General features: G+C 35.0%; 16 protein-coding genes. 11 read left to right on the forward strand and 5 right to left on the reverse strand.

The window, feature by feature from the left end:
• Nucleotides 1–61: 61 nt before the first annotated feature.
• The 9 genes from HYN86_RS03980 to HYN86_RS04020 all read left to right on the forward strand — a co-directional run bounded on the left by HYN86_RS03980 (nt 62) and on the right by HYN86_RS04020 (nt 10297).
• Nucleotides 62–883: an SDR family oxidoreductase gene (locus HYN86_RS03980; RefSeq protein WP_113676875.1), complete on the forward strand. Its 822-nt coding sequence runs from the start codon at nt 62–64 to the stop codon at nt 881–883.
• Nucleotides 884–1045: 162 nt separating this feature from the next.
• Nucleotides 1046–2917 carry a DUF2207 domain-containing protein gene (locus tag HYN86_RS03985; protein WP_113676876.1) on the forward strand — a complete coding sequence of 624 codons (1872 nt, stop codon included), beginning with the start codon at nt 1046–1048 and terminating at the stop codon, nt 2915–2917.
• Between the two features lie 88 nt (nt 2918–3005).
• Complete coding sequence (locus HYN86_RS03990; RefSeq protein WP_113676877.1) at nt 3006–3482, forward strand: methylated-DNA--[protein]-cysteine S-methyltransferase; 477 nt, start codon at nt 3006–3008, stop codon at nt 3480–3482.
• Between the two features lie 92 nt (nt 3483–3574).
• Nucleotides 3575–4288, forward strand: coding sequence for a 3'-5' exonuclease (locus HYN86_RS03995; protein ID WP_113676878.1), 714 nt, complete (start codon nt 3575–3577; stop codon nt 4286–4288).
• Nucleotides 4289–4362: 74 nt separating this feature from the next.
• A complete protein-coding gene (locus HYN86_RS04000) occupies nt 4363–5436 on the forward strand; it encodes a winged helix DNA-binding domain-containing protein (RefSeq protein ID WP_113679845.1) in 1074 nt (357 codons plus the stop codon).
• A gap of 145 nt (nt 5437–5581) precedes the next feature.
• Complete coding sequence (locus HYN86_RS04005) at nt 5582–7021, forward strand: nucleoside recognition domain-containing protein (protein ID WP_113676879.1); 1440 nt, start codon at nt 5582–5584, stop codon at nt 7019–7021.
• A gap of 155 nt (nt 7022–7176) precedes the next feature.
• Entirely contained in the window at nt 7177–7854 is a 678-nt protein-coding gene (locus HYN86_RS04010; RefSeq protein ID WP_113676880.1) for a hypothetical protein, read from the forward strand.
• Nucleotides 7855–7872: 18 nt separating this feature from the next.
• The gene (locus HYN86_RS04015; protein ID WP_113676881.1) at nt 7873–8619 is read left to right on the forward strand and encodes a hypothetical protein; all 747 of its coding nucleotides are present in this window, start codon (nt 7873–7875) and stop codon (nt 8617–8619) included.
• A gap of 73 nt (nt 8620–8692) precedes the next feature.
• Entirely contained in the window at nt 8693–10297 is a 1605-nt protein-coding gene (locus HYN86_RS04020; RefSeq protein ID WP_113676882.1) for a fumarate hydratase, read from the forward strand.
• A gap of 121 nt (nt 10298–10418) precedes the next feature.
• Here the strand turns inward: HYN86_RS04020 and HYN86_RS04025 are convergent, their stop codons facing one another.
• Both HYN86_RS04025 and dinB read right to left on the reverse strand, forming a co-directional pair.
• Nucleotides 10419–10919: a PAS domain-containing protein gene (locus HYN86_RS04025; protein ID WP_113676883.1), complete on the reverse strand. Its 501-nt coding sequence runs from the start codon at nt 10917–10919 to the stop codon at nt 10419–10421.
• 99 nt (nt 10920–11018) lie between these two features.
• Complete coding sequence (gene dinB / locus HYN86_RS04030; protein WP_113676884.1) at nt 11019–12101, reverse strand: DNA polymerase IV; 1083 nt, start codon at nt 12099–12101, stop codon at nt 11019–11021.
• 139 nt (nt 12102–12240) lie between these two features.
• On the opposite strand from dinB, the gene HYN86_RS04035 reads away from it, so the two are divergent.
• Both HYN86_RS04035 and HYN86_RS04040 read left to right on the forward strand, forming a co-directional pair.
• Nucleotides 12241–12975, forward strand: coding sequence for a metallophosphoesterase family protein (locus HYN86_RS04035; RefSeq protein ID WP_113676885.1), 735 nt, complete (start codon nt 12241–12243; stop codon nt 12973–12975).
• Nucleotides 12976–13026: 51 nt separating this feature from the next.
• Nucleotides 13027–13557: a DUF6646 family protein gene (locus HYN86_RS04040; protein WP_113676886.1), complete on the forward strand. Its 531-nt coding sequence runs from the start codon at nt 13027–13029 to the stop codon at nt 13555–13557.
• Between the two features lie 151 nt (nt 13558–13708).
• On the opposite strand, the gene HYN86_RS04045 is transcribed toward HYN86_RS04040, so the two are convergent.
• The 3 genes from HYN86_RS04045 to HYN86_RS04055 form a co-directional block, all read right to left on the reverse strand.
• Nucleotides 13709–14362 (reverse strand): 3-oxoacid CoA-transferase subunit B, encoded by a 654-nt coding sequence (locus tag HYN86_RS04045; protein ID WP_113676887.1) that lies wholly within the window; start codon nt 14360–14362, stop codon nt 13709–13711.
• Between the two features lie 92 nt (nt 14363–14454).
• Nucleotides 14455–15156, reverse strand: coding sequence for a CoA transferase subunit A (locus HYN86_RS04050; protein ID WP_113676888.1), 702 nt, complete (start codon nt 15154–15156; stop codon nt 14455–14457).
• Nucleotides 15157–15319: 163 nt separating this feature from the next.
• Nucleotides 15320–17626 (reverse strand): penicillin-binding protein 1A, encoded by a 2307-nt coding sequence (locus HYN86_RS04055; RefSeq protein ID WP_113676889.1) that lies wholly within the window; start codon nt 17624–17626, stop codon nt 15320–15322.
• Nucleotides 17627–17631: the final 5 nt, after the last annotated feature.

Genomic DNA, 17631 nt, shown 5'->3' on the forward strand with positions numbered 1-17631 from the left:
TTACTTCAATCCAAGATCTCCACTAAAAAACCTTTTTACCTTTATACCTTTACCTCAAAAAATGAAACAAATAAGCATACTAGGCTGTGGATGGCTTGGATTTCCTCTAGCCAAAAGACTGATCCTAAACGGAAATTCAGTAAAAGGATCAACAACTTCTGAGGATAAACTTTCTATTTTAGAAGATGCTGGAATAAATCCGTTTTTAGTTACGCTTGAAAGAGAAAGTATTTCTGAAAATATTGATACTTTTTTAGCAGAAAGCGAAATCTTAATTATTGATATTCCGCCAAAATTGAGAGGAAATCAAGATTTCTCGACTTCGCTCGAAATGACATTTGTAAAAAAAATACAAAATCTAATTCCGTTTATAGAAAAATCAAGCGTTTCAAAAGTACTTTTTGTAAGTTCAACTTCTGTTTATGGAGATGATAACGAATGGATCACAGAAGAAACCATCGCAAATCCCGACACAGAAAGTGGCAGACAATTACTTTTAACAGAAGAAATTCTTCAGAAAAATCAAAACTTCGAAACTACAATTCTACGTTTCGGCGGCTTAATCGGTGAAGACCGTCATCCAGTTAAGTTTCTAACTGGAAAAGAAAACCTAGAAAATCCAGATGCGCCAGTAAATTTAATTCACCAAAATGACTGCATTTCGATCATAGAAGAAATCATAAAGCAGTCCAAATGGAATGAAGTTTTTAATGCGACTGCTCCTTTTCATCCAACAAGAGAAGAATATTACACTCAAAAAGCAAAAGAACGAAACTTAGTTTTGCCGAAATTCAACTCCGAAAAGTCGAATATGAAAAAGGTAATTTCTAGTAAAAAAATCGAAACTATTTTAAACTATAAGTTTGATTTAGAAGAATATTAAACTCGAATGTCAGGCTGAGCGAAGTCGAAGCCCTTTCCTCTTTGGTAAGCCTTGGAATTCGCTGAGGATGACAATCTTTTACAAATTTAAATTCCCTAAAATTACTTACATGGTTTAGACCAAAAAATTACTACTTTTCCGTTCCCAAAAACCGCTGCTTTTATGATAAAACGATTACAATTTCTACTCTTTACCAGCACCTTATTACTTTCTTTTTTCCAAGGTTACTGCCAAAACGATTCTATTAATGAACTTGAAAAAATAAAACAATTTCATGCTGATGTTCTAATAAAGGAAAATGGAAATCTGATTATTACCGAAATCATCAAAGTATATGCTAATGGCGGAAAAATAAATCACGGTATTTACAGGGACTTGCCGATGAGAAGCGACTCTCCAAAAGTTTCTAAAAATAATTATTATACTATTTTAGATATCACAAAAAATGGTTTTAAAGAACCATATCATATCACTGGAAATGGCGATTCGATGTCCATTTATATCGGCAGTAAAAAAGTATATCTGCCAACTGGAATTTATACCTATAAAATAACTTACGAAGTAGAAGCCCAAATACATTCTTATGATGAATTTGATGAAGTTTACTGGAATGTGACTGGGAATTATTGGGAATTTGATATTGAAAATGTTAGCGCTAGAGTCATTCTTCCGAAATCAGCAAAGGCATTTCAAACCTATTGTTATACAGGTCTTTTGGGTTCAAAGGCAAACGATTGCAATGCTAAAATAGATGATAATTTTGTGTATTTCACTTCTAAAAATTTAAAACGAAAAGAAGGATTTACCATTGCTGCTGGTTTTCCAAAAGGAATAGTTGATCAGCCATTCTTTCTTCCCCATTACAAAATGGAAGAATTTCTTTCTTCCGAGAGGATATTTACTGCTTTATTGACTCTTTTAATCTGTTTTGGCTTTTATTATTATTCTTGGAAAAAATATGGCGAAGATCCTATACTTGAAAAAAATCGCAAAATCATTGACTTAAAAAAACTGTATTCGGCACCAGCATTAAGATATATCAAGGATAGTGCTGTTGGCGAACAAAATATTTTAGCCAGCATTATAGATCTCTCTATTAAAGGTGCAATAGAAATTACCGATAACGGAAAACAAAGCTGGGAGGATGGATTTGAGTATTCAATTAAAAAAGGAAAAGAAGTTCAAAATTTAGATCAAGAAAATGAAGTCGTTTTAAACAATCTATTTCTGGAAAATGATTCTTTTGCACTTGACTCAAAAGCGCGCATAATCATCAATAAGGCAGAGCTTGCACTTAGTAAATCACTAGAAAAAACATATAATCTAAAAGACTACTATTTGGGAAATTGGAATCAAATTTTACTTGGTTTCCTTATTACAATACCTGCAATACTACTTTATTCTCACATTGCTAAAGGAATAATCTTATGGTCAGGTATTTTCTCCTGCCTATTTTTTATTCTTTTGGTTTTGTTTCTTAGAGGTTTAGTAAAAAATATCATTAATAGAGATTTTTCTACAGCTGCTATTTGCTTCTTTTTTTTCTTACTTGTAGGTGCATTTTTTTTCGGTTTAGTTGTCAAACCAAGTGCCGATCAGATTTATTCCGTTTTAGATTTATCTGTGATCTTTCTTATCATTTCAGGTTTTTTTCTTTATTTAAGCATCATTGGTAAATATACTAAATTGGGTACCGAGACCAAATTTCAAATCGAAAGATGGAAACAGGAATTACTGGATTATAAACCTGAAGAAAATAATCAAACTATTTCAATTTACGAAGAAATTCTTCCATACGCCTTTGCAATGGGAATTGAGGAAGAGTGGAATTTAAAATTCTTAGACGTTTTAAAAAGATTAAATTATAAAACTAACTGGATAAAAACAACCGACAGTTCTTCTGGTTTTACTCTAAAAATAGTTACAAATTTTAGAAATAGTTATCGTACTTTCTCAAGCAGTTCGAGCAGCGCAAGTTCTGGAGGAGGAAGCTCTGGCGGCGGCGGAGGCGGAGGCGGAGGCGGAGGCTGGTAAAATCTTCCAATATTTAACTTATATGATTTAAGGTTTAAAAAAACTTTGCGAACTTTGCGATAAACCTAAGCGCCTTTACGGTTAAAAAATGGAAACAGTTTACATCAATTCACCTTTAGGAATCACCAAAATTATTGGCGATGAAAATGGCATTGCTGTAATTTCAGTTTCTGATGTAGGTTCAAATGAAGTTTCAAAAGAAATTCCAGAAGTTTTACAAGACGCCGTATTTCAGTTAAATGAGTATTTCCAAGGGAAAAGAACGAATTTTGATCTGAAACTAAACCCAAAAGGAACCGAATTTCAGCAGAAAGTCTGGAAATCATTATTGGAAATTCCATTTGGAAAAACGGTAAGTTATATGGATCAAACCAAAAAATTGGGCGATGTAAAAGCGATTCGCGCTGTAGCTTCGGCAAATGGTAAAAATCCGTTATGGATTGTTGTTCCCTGTCACCGTGTGATTGGAACAAATGGATCGTTAACAGGATACGCCGGCGGATTGTCCCGCAAGAAATGGCTTTTGGAACATGAAAGTCCTTCTCAACAGCAAAGCTTGTTTTAGTGTTTTTTTATCGTAAGAATTTTACGCATATTTGTAAAAGTTTCAATACTAAATCTAAAGTCTAACTATCTAAATATCTAAGAAGTGTCAAAATGATTGAAAAAATAAACCTTAACAACATTTTATTTCTTGATATAGAAACCGTTCCAGAAGAAGAAAACTTCGATTCGCTCGACGCTGAAATGCAGTCTCTCTGGGATTTGAAAACGCAATATCAGCGAAAAGATGAATTTTCTCCAGAAGAATTTTACGAACGTGCGGGAATCTGGGCAGAATTTGGAAAAATTATCTGTATCTCTGTGGGTTATTTCACCATTAAAGGTGATATTCGAAACTTTAGGGTGACTTCGTTCTTTGGTGAAGAAAAGAAGATTTTGAAAGACTTTTCTAATTTGATCAATAATCATTTTAATCAGCCACAGCATCTTTTGTGCGGACATAATTCAAAAGAATTTGACATTCCGTTTATCGCACGAAGGATGATTATCAACCAAATGCCAATTCCCGATAAATTGAACCTGTTTGGAAAGAAACCTTGGGAAATTCCGCATCTTGATACTTTAGAACTATGGAAGTTTGGCGATTATAAGCATTTTACTTCTTTAAAACTACTGACTAAAATTCTTGGAGTGCCATCTCCAAAAGGTGATATTGATGGAAGTCAAGTTGCCCATGTTTATTATGTAGAGAAAGATATTGATAGAATTGTAACTTATTGCGAAAAAGACACCATTGCCGTTGCACAGATTTTTCTTCGTTTGCGCAGAGAAGATCTTTTGATTGAAGAAGAAATTATACATGTGTAGTTTTTCTTTGAGTGGCAAAGGTTCAAAGTCGCAAAGATGCAAAGGTTGAAGATTATAACTTTAATTTTTTTGAAATGACTTATTCTGAAATTTCACATCATCGGCTTGTTTCGCAGCAACTGGATCAGTCAAGTACTCTTTCACCGCAAGAAATTGTTCAGCATTTAGGCGCTATGCAGGCTCAGGATTATGCTATGGCAAAATGGGCAGTTGGTTCTCGATGCCAATCCACAGAAAGAGAAATTGAAGAGGCTGTAAATTCTGGAAAAATTATTAGAACACATATTCTGCGTCCTACCTGGCATTTAGTTGCAGCTGCTGATATTTATTGGATGCTGGACATTTCTGGACCACAGGTACAAAAAATTATCTTTCCCGCAGCTGTAAAATATGGTTTAGATCAAAAAAAACTGGATACCTTTAATTCATCTCTTCAAAAAATATTGGCAGGAAATAATCATCTCACACGTGAAGAAATAATGCAGGAGCTCAATATTAAAAAAACTTCAAGCCTGGATTTTATGACAGCCGTAATTATGATGAATGCTGAACTTTCAGGTGTAGTATGCAATGGTAAAATGAAGGGCAGGCAAATTACTTATGCACTGCTTGAAGAAAGAGTCTCTAAACCAAAAACCAGATTAACACAGGAAGAAGGTTTGGCAAAATTAATGCAGCGCTATTTTGAAAGCCGCGGTCCTGCTACTTTGGCTGATTTTTCTAAATGGTCAGGTTTTTCCAGTACAGTTTGCAATTCAATTATTAACGCAATAACGTTGCAATTGAATTACATTACTATTGATAATCAACAATATTGGTTTAAAAAAGATCATACTAAAACATTATCTTCTCGAGAAAGCGTACATTTTCTCGCTGGTTTTGATGAGTTTTTAATTTCGTATAAAAATCGAGAAGCATCATTACCAATAGAACATCAACAGAAAGTTTTTACCAATAATGGCATTTTTAAACCCACAATTTTAGAAAACGGACAAGTTATTGGAACGTGGAAAAGAACCATTAAAAAAGATCACGTCAAAATAGAAACGCTGTTTTTTAATGCAATAAAAATTTCGAAAAAGGAAATGCTGTTTAAAGGAATTAAATCTTTCGAAAATTATCTGGAAACCAAAATTGTGATTGAATAAAATTTAAACTTTGATTTAGCTGTAGTAGCATAATTTGTATCCTAAATGCATTCAACGTTTAAATCTTTAGCGACAAGAAGCGACATCTAAAGAAAAATTTATGCATTTTATTGCTAAATAATTACATTTACAAAAAAATGTAATTATGGTATTAAGTAGATTTTGGTTAACGATTTTTATTTCTTCGATTGTTTTTATTGTAGTCAGTTTGTTTACGGCCAATACTTATACTATTGATTCTGTTTTAAATGGAAAGAAAGACGATCCTGTTTTAGTCTCTGAAAAATATATTGACGAACTTCCTGCTTTTATCAAAGATAGTATTCAAAAAGCGCCGGATCAAACTATGATTATCAATCGAGATACGCTGAATGCCGACTCGACTTACGTTTATAAAAACAAAACCGTAAAAATTTTTAGCGGTCTTCAGAAATCTGATGGATTACTGCCGACTTGTAAAAGCACTTTAGTCGATTTGATTTTACCGCTTATCGCCTATCTCGCTTTTTTCTGCGGATTAATGGAACTTTTAATTATTTCAGGGGCTTCTGGAAAATTGGCAAAAGGATTGAGCCCGGTATTTGTAAAAGTTTTCCCGAGTATCCCTAAAAATCACCCCTCGATTTCATACATGACTTTAAACTTTGCTGCCAATTTCTTAGGATTAGATTCGGCTGCAACTCCGTTTGGACTAAAAGCCATGGAAAGTTTGCAGGAAATTAACCCCGATAAAGACAAAGCGAGCGATGCACAAATTATGTTTATGTGCCTTCACGCGTCTGGTTTAACTTTAATTGCAACTTCAATCATTGGTTACCGCGCGGCTGCAAATGCCACAAATCCTGCTGATGTAATGCTTCCTTGTATCATTACTTCATTCATTGGTACCATTGCCGCTTTCTTAATTGTCGGAATCAAACAAAAAATCAACTTCAAAAGTGCTTCGCTTTTAATTGGTTTGATGGGTTTAATCGCTGCAATTGTTGGTTTATTAATGTACGTGAATCACTTAGATTTAATCGGAAAAAATTATTTCACTTCTAACCTTTCAGGATTAATACTTTTGGCGATTATTGCTTTTACGCTGATTTTTTCATTTTTAAACGAACAAAAATTTAAAGATGCAAACACAACTGTTTTCGACACTTTTGTAGTTGGAGCGAATAACGGAGTTAAAACAGGAGTTACTATTTTTCCTTATGTATTAGGAATGTTAGTCGCAATTTCATTGTTCAGAAACAGCGGATTATTCGAAATTATAAGTGACGGAATCGGATTTATCTTTTCGAATTTAGGCGTAAGCAAAGAAATTACAAATGCACTTCCTGTTGCAATGCTGCGTCCGTTTAGTTCGGCGGGATCAAGAGGTTTCTTAATCGATTCGATGAACACCTTCGGGGCCGATTCTTTAACAGCTAGATTGAGCAGTATTTTTCAATGCAGTGCAGAAAGTACGTTTTATGTAATTGCTGTTTATTTTGGTTCTGTAAACATCAAAAATACCCGTTATGCGTTAGGAACAATGCTTTTGGTAGACTTAATTTGTGTTATCACAGCTATTTTTGTTGCAACTTGGTTCTTTTAAAACATAAAAAAATCACTATTTAAATATTTAAAAAAGAAGGCAATAGATTATTCGTTTTTATAATTCTAGCCTTCTTTTTTTCTTTTTCTGTAAAAAGCTAAGAGAATTTCATACTTTAGGGCTTCAAATATTAAAACAATTAAATATCCCCCAATATGTTTAAATGGTTTTTTAATAAAAAAAAGGAAACTGAAATTTTTGAACAGACGCAGCCTGCAGAACCGATTCAATTTACTGAAGAAGCGCAGCCTCTTGAAAATGCCGCGCCTGAAACAAATAGTTTCGAACCCAATAAAATTGACTGGCTCATAAACGATTCTATCTTGACTTTTATGCCTCGTGAATTGTATATGCACTATACCGATGCGAATACTCTAAAAGATCTTCAAAATCCATCTTGGCAAAATCAGGGAATATATTTTTGGAAAGAGAAAGAAGCTTTTGAAAACAAATCTCTTCCCGAATTTTTTGAAACTATGGATCAAAAATTATTCGTTATCAATAAAGCTCCCGATTATATCGATCTTGTTTCTGGAAAAGCGATGCCTTGGTTTGGAATGCCTGGCGGCGGTGAAAAATTCTTTTTTAGATATGATGAAAGCACTCCGGTAACCTTAGAAGAAGTTCATAAACTCAATATCATCAAATATGTCAAAATTGTAGAATTGAATTATGATAATCTCAGCGTTTTAAATGATCGTGATAATTACTGCTTTTTGATTGATCCGTATGAAGTAAAATTTGAAAACCAGCTTTTCTACCTTAACGGAGAAAAAATATCTTTAGCAGAACTTTATCAAAAAAAGAAACTTTTAGTTTTATCACTAGAATAGTAATATTAATCAATCCCCATGAAAATACCACTTCTTCTTTTTTCAATCCTTTTGATCGGATGCCAAAACACAAAATCTACAGAAACAGAAGCAATTGCAGCATTAGCAGAAATTCAAGAGATTTCAATTGAATCAGAGGATTCTGCAGACGACAAAGTTATTAAAACAGATACTGTAGCGATCTATGTAAACGAAGAACAATCGTCTAAAGACTATATTCTGGCTAATCTGATAGAAAAAAAAGTAGATGAAGACAGTATTGTTTCGGTTAAATTTAGATTAGATTTTTATCAAAATAAAAAGAAAACAGCATCATCAAAAATTGTGATTAACAGTTTTGATAATGGATCTGACTGGGTGGCTTCTTATGGATTGACATCGGAAACATCAAAAGATTCTCCATTTATACAAATCTCAGTCGGATATCCTGCATGCGGTTATACCCATGATAATTATTTATATTACCTAAAAAACAACACTTTACAATTAGTGCATCAGTGGAAAACAATGTCAGACAGCGGCTGGGGAAGCTGGGTAGAAATTGCAAACCCTTCTAAAAATGCTGACCCGAAATCCTTTTATTGCAAAACTGTTGCATTTACACCTGCAGATGAAGATGAGAACCTTGACATGGGAATCCTTACACACTCAGATTCAATCTCTTTTGAAATAAAAGGAACTCAATGGAGCAAAAGATTGTTATCTGCAAAGGATAAAGCATATTTCGAAAAAAAGATGACTTTCGATCAATTTAACAGTCAATAGCAAAAGTGTTCAGAAGTCTTATTCAAATTCTTTCTTAGGTAAATAATTTCTAAATTTGTCAAAAAACAAAACAATGATTGATTTTATATACCAAGATCCTTATCCGATCTTAAAGGATGATACGCAGTACCGCAAAATCACCTCAGATTTTGTGAAAGTGGAACAATTTGGAGAACGTGAAGTTTTAACCGTTGATCCAAAAGGTTTAGAATTATTGGCTGAAGAAGCTTTGACAGATGTTTCGTTTATGCTTAGAACGAGCCATTTGCAAAAACTAAGAAAAATTCTTGATGATCCAGAAGCTACAGATAACGACCGTTTTGTGGCATACAATTTACTTCAAAATGCATCTGTTGCCGCCGAAGGTCAGTTACCAAGCTGTCAAGATACTGGAACTGCAATTGTAATGGCCAAAAAAGGCGAAAGCATTTTTACTGGTGTTGATGACGCAGAATGGTTAAGCCGAGGAATTTTTAATACGTACCAAAAAAGAAATTTACGTTATTCGCAGATTGTGCCTATTTCGATGTTTGAAGAAAAGAATTCAGGTTCCAATCTTCCGGCTCAAATTGATATTTATGCTAAAAAAGGAACTTCTTACGAATTCTTGTTTATGGCAAAAGGAGGAGGATCTGCAAACAAAACTTATTTATACCAGCAGACAAAATCTTTGTTGAATGAAAAGTCGTTAGATGAATTCATCCGAACAAAAATTAAAGATTTAGGAACTTCTGCCTGTCCTCCATACCACTTAGCTTTGGTTATTGGCGGCACTTCTGCAGAAGCTAACTTAAGTGCTGTTAAAAAAGCATCTGCAGGATATTATGATAATCTTCCAACTTCAGGAAATATGTCTGGACAGGCTTTCCGTGATTTTGAGTGGGAAGAACGTGTTCAGAAAATCTGTCAGGAAAGTGCAATTGGCGCTCAGTTTGGAGGAAAATATTTCACTCACGACGTTCGTGTAATTCGTTTACCGCGCCATGCAGCTTCCTGCCCTGTTGGATTAGGAGTTTCTTGTTCTGCCGATAGAAATATTAAAGGCAAAATTACCAAAGAAGGAATTTTTGTGGAGCAATTAGAAGTAAATCCGAAACAATTTTTACCAGAAACGGCTCCACATTTAGAAGCGCCAGTAGAAATTGATTTAGATCAGCCAATGGCAGATATCTTGGCAAAATTATCTCAATACCCAGTTAAAACGCGTTTAAAATTAAACGGAACTGTTATTGTTGCCCGAGATATTGCCCATGCAAAAATCAAAGAATTACTGGACGCTGGAAAACCAATGCCGGAATATTTCAAAAACCATCCTGTTTATTATGCCGGTCCTGCAAAAACGCCAGACGGAATGGCTTCTGGAAGTTTCGGACCAACAACTGCTGGACGTATGGACGTTTATGTGGATGAATTCCAAAAAAATGGCGGAAGTATGATTATGCTGGCAAAAGGAAACCGTACTAAACAAGTTACTGATGCCTGCGGCAAATACGGCGGATTCTATTTAGGTTCTATTGGAGGGCCTGCGGCAATTCTGGCACAAGATAATATCTTAAAAGTTGAAGTGGTTGATTTTGAAGAATTAGGAATGGAAGCTGTTCGTAAAATCACCGTTAAAGATTTCCCTGCATTCATTATTACCGATGATAAAGGAAATGACTTTTTTGCAAACTTATAACTTTTTTTTGCCGCGAAGGCGCTAAGACACTAAGTTGTAGATTATATATTAAGTAATAAAAAAACCGCTAATAGCGGTTTTTTTATTTAGCAACTTTGTGCCATAGCGCCTTAGCGGCAAATCAAGCACTTAAATCCTGTTTTTCAAAAGCAATAAAATGAGATACTTCGCCATTTAAATTAAAAACTGGGAAAGCATCTATTTTACATCTATAAGTTTTTCCGTTTTTTCTATAGTTTTCGAGTGTTTTTTCAAAAGGAATCTTCTTTTTTAAGGCTTCTCTAATTTCTTTTAAATCCTTTTTAGAAGTGGCAGGACCTTGAAACATTTTTGGTGATTGACCCAAAATTTCTTCTTGTTTATAGCCTGTCATTTTTTTGATACCGCTTGAAGCGAAAACTATTTTAAAATCCAGATCCGTAACTACAACTACTTCTTCTTTAATTCTTTCTTGAATATTGAGCTTTTCTTCGTTCCAAGTATATTGATTTGAAATTTGATTTACTTTCTCCAAATCTGTAGTCAGTGCTTTTAGCTCGTTTAGATATTCATAGTGAAAATCCCAAGCTAAAATTGGAACTGAATTTCGTTGCAAAAAATCATCAGAGCCTGTGTTTTTCATAAAAAATGATTTAGATCATCAACAAATCTTTATCAAAGATAAATAAAAACTCCTGTATAGGCTTACAGTATTATATTAATATAAGCTTAAAAGTGATTACTAAAAAGTAAACTTTAGCTGAACCACAACAGCTTTTTTAATTTCCGTATTCAAATTACTCAGGGAAATTCCGAGCAGCCGTACGGAATCTTTCATTTTTTCCTGATACAATAACTCTTCTACGTTTTCCATAATCAAGCTTTTATCAGCAATAAAATATGGGATTGTTTTACTTCTTGTCTGCTGCGTAAAATCGCTGTATTTAATTTTCAGAGTAATCGTTTTACCTGAAATATTATGTTTTTTCAAACGCTTTTCTAGTGAAACTGCAATTCGTTCCAATTGTTCCATCATAAAGATTTCCGAAGAAAGATTTACATCAAAAGTATGTTCTGCCGCAACAGATTTGGTAATTCGGGATGATTTTACTTCGCTGTTATGAATACCGCGAACGACATTGTAATAAAAAGCTCCAGATTTCCCGAAATGTTTCTCCAAAAATTCCAGCGATTTGCTTTTCAGATCAGTTCCCGTAAAAATTCCAAGCTGATACATTTTTTCTGTTGTCACTTTTCCAACTCCGTAGAACTTACGAATGGGCAGTTCTTCCAAAAAAGCTTCAACTTCATCCGGATTTACCGTCTTTTGTCCGTTTGGCTTATTATAATCACTCGCAATTTTAGCCACAAATTTATTGACCGAAATTCCCGCAGAAGCTGTTAACCCAACTTCATTAAAAATTCTTAACCGGATTTCCTGTGCCAATAAACTTGCACTCGGATTTCCTTTTTTATTTTGGGTAACATCCAAATAAGCTTCGTCAAGCGAAAGAGGTTCAACCAAATCGGTGTAATCGTTGAATATTTTATGAATTTTGGATGAAATCTCTTTATAACGGTCAAATCTAGGGCGCACAAAAATAATTTCTGGACAATATTTTTTAGCCAAAACGCCACTTATGGCACTTCGAACACCAAATTTTCGCGCTTCATAACTTGCAGCCGAAACCACTCCCCTATTTTCTGATCCGCCGACTGCAACAGGTTTGCCTCGCAATTCGGGATTATCCATCTGCTCGACCGATGCGTAAAAAGCATCCATATCGATGTGAATAATTTTGCGATATATTGGTGTTTCAGACATGCCACAAATTTAAAAAGTAAAGCAATAAAAAAGTGCTTCAAATAGTTATAAATAATATCAATCTTTAAAGAATATAGATTCGATGAGTTCAAACCAATTATTCTTTCTATTTTTGTTCTTCTACTCGAAAAATTAAATAATGCGAACATTTGTTATAGGTGACATTCACGGCGGATTACTTGCACTTGAACAAGTGATGCAAAGAGCCGAAGTTACTACAGAAGATACACTAATTTTTTTGGGCGATTATGTTGACGGCTGGAGTCAGTCGGTTGAAGTAATCGACTATTTGATTGATTTAAAAACTAAGCAAAAATGCATCTGCATAAGAGGAAATCATGATCAGCTGGCATTGGACTGGCTGGAAAACAGACATGATGATTTTGATGAAGAAATGTGGTACAAACATGGCGGGAAAGCAACGGTTGAAGGTTATGCTAAAATTTCTTCCGATAAAAAGAGAGCACATATCGAATTTTTAGAAAATCTTCAGGATTATTATCTCGACGATCAAAATCGTTTATTTGTCCACGCTGGATTTACCAATTTGAATGGTGTGAAATGGGAATATTTTTCTAAGCTTTTCTACTGGGACAGAACCCTTTGGGAAACGGCTCTTTCATTAGACCCAAAATTAAAAGAAGACGATTTAAACTATCCGAAAAGATTTAGCGTTTATAAAGAAGTTTACATAGGGCATACTCCTGTTACACGAATAGGAAAAACCGTTCCTGTAAACAAAGCTTGTGTCTGGAATGTCGATACTGGGGCAGCCTTTCGAGGTCCGCTGACCATTTTGAATGTCGACACCAAAGAATACTGGCAAAGCGAGCCATTGAACGAACTCTATTTTAACGAAAAAGGTAGGAATTAATTTATTTAAAATTTATTTTTGCCACTCAAAATAATTAATATTTAAAATTTTATGAAAAAGGTTATTACACTCTTGTTTTTAGTATCATTCGGATTTATTAATGCGCAGCAAGCCTTCACTGGTAAAGGTGACACTAGAGTAAACGTTGGTGCTAATCTTCAAGATGGTGGTTCTGGAATTCAGGGATCTATTGATTTTGGTTTAGGAGAAAATTTCTCTTTTGGTTTTGTTGCAAACTATTTATTAGGAGTTGATAATTTTAACGGTTTTTACCACGGAAGTACTGTTGCTTATACTGATGAAAAACCAGATTTCGGTGATCGCTTTGATGCGAAAGCAAGAATTAATGCTAATTTATCTAGTGTAATTGGTGTAGAACAATTAGACGTTTACCCTGGGCTAAGTTTAGGTTTACATAATTTCGGAGCTCATGTTGGCGGCCGTTATTTCTTTACTGACGGATTTGGTGTTTTCACAGAAATTGGATTCCCAATTGCAAAATACGGCACAAACAATGATCCTTTTTATCATTTAAATAATCAAGCGACTTTTAGTTTAGGAGCTTCATTTAATTTGCAATAGCTTTTTTTGAGAGGGACAAAGGTTCAAAGGGACAAAGGTTCAGAGATTTACTAGCATAAAAAAAACCGCTTGATAGCGGTTTTTTTTATTTATATAATTTTGTCCCTTTGAACCTTTGAACCTTTGAACCTTTGCTCCTTTGAACCTAAAATTAAATAATCATTTCAGGAATTTCTCCCTCAATAATCAAATCGGCTTCTGTAGATGTGATGATGTGCTCGACTGAGACACCTGGCGCGCGTTCTAAGAGTTTAAAACCTTTTTCGGTCACTTCGAGTACTGCAAGCTCAGTTACGACCTTTTTAACACATCCTACGCCTGTTAATGGCAAAGTGCATCTTTTTAAGATTTTCGACTCTCCTGCTTTGTTTACGTGCATCATGGCAACGATGATATTTTCGGCGGAAGCCACCAAATCCATCGCGCCTCCCATTCCTTTCACCATTTTTCCTGGAATCTTCCAGTTGGCAATATCTCCGTTTTCAGATACTTCCATTGCGCCTAGAATTGTCAAATCTACTTTCTGGCTTCGAATCATTCCGAAACTAAAAGCCGAATCAAAAAAACTTGCACCTGGAAGTGTTGTGATTGTTTGCTTTCCTGCATTAATAATATCGGCGTCTTCTTCTCCTGCAAAGGGAAAAGGTCCCATTCCGAGAACTCCATTTTCACTTTGGAATTCTACTGCAATATCTTCTCTAACATAATTTGCAACCAAAGTCGGAATCCCAATTCCTAGATTTACGAAATAACGGTCTTTTACCTCTTTCGCAATTCGCTTTGCTATATCTTCTTTTGTTAACATAAACTGAATGTGTCAATTTGGAAATTAGATAATTAGATAATGCTTCAGTACAATCTAAAATTATCTAATTATCACATTTTCTAATTATCTAATTACGCTCTCTGTCTAACTGTGCGCTGCTCGATTCTCTTTTCAAATTTTTCTCCTTGAAAGATTCGCTGCACCATAATTCCCGGGATATGAATTTCATTTGGGTTCAAAGAACCAACAGGAACCAATTCTTCTACTTCTGCAATTGTGATCTTTCCTGCACCCGCCATACATGCATTGAAGTTTCGGGCTGTTCCTTTGAAAATCAGATTTCCAGCTTCATCACCTTTCCAAGCTTTTACAATCGAAAAATCGGCTTTGAAAGCTTCTTCCATAATGTGCATTTTACCATTGAATTCGCGCGCTTCTTTTCCTTCAGCAACTTCGGTTCCGTAACCCGCTGGCGTAAAGAACGCAGGAATTCCTGCCTGAGCTGCACGACAGCGTTCTGCCAAAGTTCCCTGAGGTGTAAGTTCAACTTCTAATTCTCCAGAAAGCATCTGACGTTCGAACTCAGCGTTTTCTCCCACATAAGAAGAAATCATTTTCTTGATCTGCTTTTTCTGCAATAATAACCCTAAACCAAAATCGTCGACACCTGCATTGTTTGAAATACAAGTTAAATCTGAAATGGATGTGTTTACTAGAGCTGCAATTGTATTTTCAGGGATACCGCATAAACCGAAACCGCCAAACATGATGGTCATACCGCTTTCTATTCCTTTGATAGCATCCTGAACATTATTTACTTTTTTTGTTATCATAACAAACTGTCTTTATTGTCTAATAATTTTGATAAAAATAAGATTTTTAGATTAAATTATAACGATTTCGTAAAAATAAAACCGAAATAAAAATCCCTTTACAATTCTTTTAAAGAACGGTAAAGGGATGATTTTTAATTAGATGAGTTTTATTGCAACATTGTTACAATTCAAATTCATCAGTATTTTGTTCTGTTTGTGTAGTATCTTTAACAATTGCAGGTCTAGCATAACAATCTACTTTTATAGAAAGGTTTGCCGGACGCTCGAACTCAGATTTAGAAACTTGAAGTCCAGGATCTGCGTAACATTTTTTCATAAAGTAAGCCCAAACCGGAAGAGCTGCAGTAGCACCTTGTCCGTATGTTAAACTTTTAAAACGTGCCGAACGATCTTCACATCCAACCCAAACTCCAGTTACTAAGTTAGGAACCATTCCCATAAACCAACCATCTGATTGATTTTGTGTTGTTCCTGTTTTACCTGCAATTGGGTTTTTAAACATGTACGGATAACCCGTCCAACGATTGTCTCCGCTTCCACCGCCTTGGGTACGTAAACGTGCTCCAGAACCAGTTTCTGTAACTCCTTGAAGTAATTTGATTACTGCAAAGGCAATATCTTTATTTAAAACGTCATGAGACTCTGGAATTGGCTCATAAATAACCTCACCGCTTTTGTTCTCGATTCTGCTTAAAAACTGAGGTTTTACATAAACTCCTTGGTTGGCAAATGTGCTGTAAGCAGCCACCATATCTTCAACCGTAATATCAACTGCACCTAAAGCAATTGACGGCTGCACTGGAATTTCTGTTTTTACCCCTAATTTTTTAGTCAATTCTACAACAGCTTCTGGACCTGTTCTGTCAATTAATTTAGCCGAAACTGTATTGATCGAATTCGCAAGACCTTGTTTTAAAGTTACCATTCCGCGGTATCTGTTGTCTGAGTTTCTTGGTTCCCAGTCTTCAGTTACGTGGTGACGCCCTTTGTGAATCATAAACGGACCATCAAGAATAGAATCACAAGGAGACATATTTAATTCTTCGATTGCAGTTGCATATACAAATGGTTTAAATGTAGAACCTACTTGTCTTGCTCCCTGTCCTACGTGGTCGTATTGGAAATATTTATAGTTGATTCCTCCAACCCAAGCTTTAATTGCTCCGGTTTGAGGCTCCATAGCCATTAAACCAGATTGTAAAAAGTGCTTGTAGTAACGAATAGAATCCAGCGGTGTCATGATGGTATCACGTTCTCCTTTCCAAGTAAATACACGCATTTTGGTTTTTACTTTGAATGAAGCGATAATATCATCTTCACTTTTATCCATTTCTTTCATTTGTGCCCAGCGAACAGAATTCTTCATTGCCTGCATCATGATTCGGTCTGTTTCAGCTTTCGTAATATTTACGAACGGAGCATTTTTATTGGTTTTCATTTCAATAAAAAACTGTTGCTGCAGGTTTTTCATGTGTTCTGAAACAGCTTCTTCTGCGTACATCTGCATTCTAGAATCTATCGTAGTATAGATTTTAAGCCCGTCTTTATAAATATCATAATCAGAACCGTCTGGTTTTTTATTTTCAGACATCCATTTTTTCATGTAATCACGAAGGTATTCTCTAAAATAAGTTGCCATACCCTCACGGTGGCTTTCCAGCTTAAATTTCAAAGAAATTGGTAAAGCTTTGTACTTTTCTTTTTGAGCTTCCGTAATCATTTTTGCTTTTACCATTTGACCAAGCACGACATCACGACGGTTTTTAACCCCAACAGGATTTCTCAACGGATTATAAAGAGAGGAGTTATTAAACATTCCAACTAATATAGCCGATTCGTCTATGGTTAAATCTTTAGGGTCTTTTGAAAAATAAGTTTGGGCAGCCGAACTTACTCCAACAGCATAATTTCCGAAATCATACACGTTGCAGTACATCGCTAATATCTCATTTTTAGTATATTGTCGTTCTAGACGAATGGCAATAATCCATTCTTTTATCTTTTGTACTATTCTAAAAGGCAAAAAGCTAGATCCTCCACGGTGAAACAACTGTTTAGCAAGTTGTTGAGTTAATGTACTTGCTCCTCCATTGGTTCCCAAAGAAAAGGCCGCACGTAAAGTTCCGCGTCCATCAATTCCAGAATGCTCGTAAAAACGGGCATCTTCTGTAGCAACTAATGCATCTACCAGATTTTTAGGCAAATCGGAATATTTAAGCTGAGACCTGTTGGTTTTGAAATATTTACCAATTACAACCCCATCAGAAGAGATAATTTCTGTTGCAAGGTTAGAATCTGGATTTTCTAAATCTTCAAATGAAGGCATAGCTCCAAATAATCCCCAAGAGGCAAATAAAAAGAAAGCTAGAACTCCAAGTAATGAGTAGGCAAAAACCCGCCAGAATTTCTTTTTATAGTAATTAATATCCTTAACGCTTTTTGATTGATTGTTTTTTTTAGCAGCCATAACTA

The sequence above is a fragment of the Flavobacterium fluviale genome, assembly GCF_003312915.1.
In the GTDB taxonomy this organism is placed as follows: domain Bacteria; phylum Bacteroidota; class Bacteroidia; order Flavobacteriales; family Flavobacteriaceae; genus Flavobacterium; species Flavobacterium fluviale.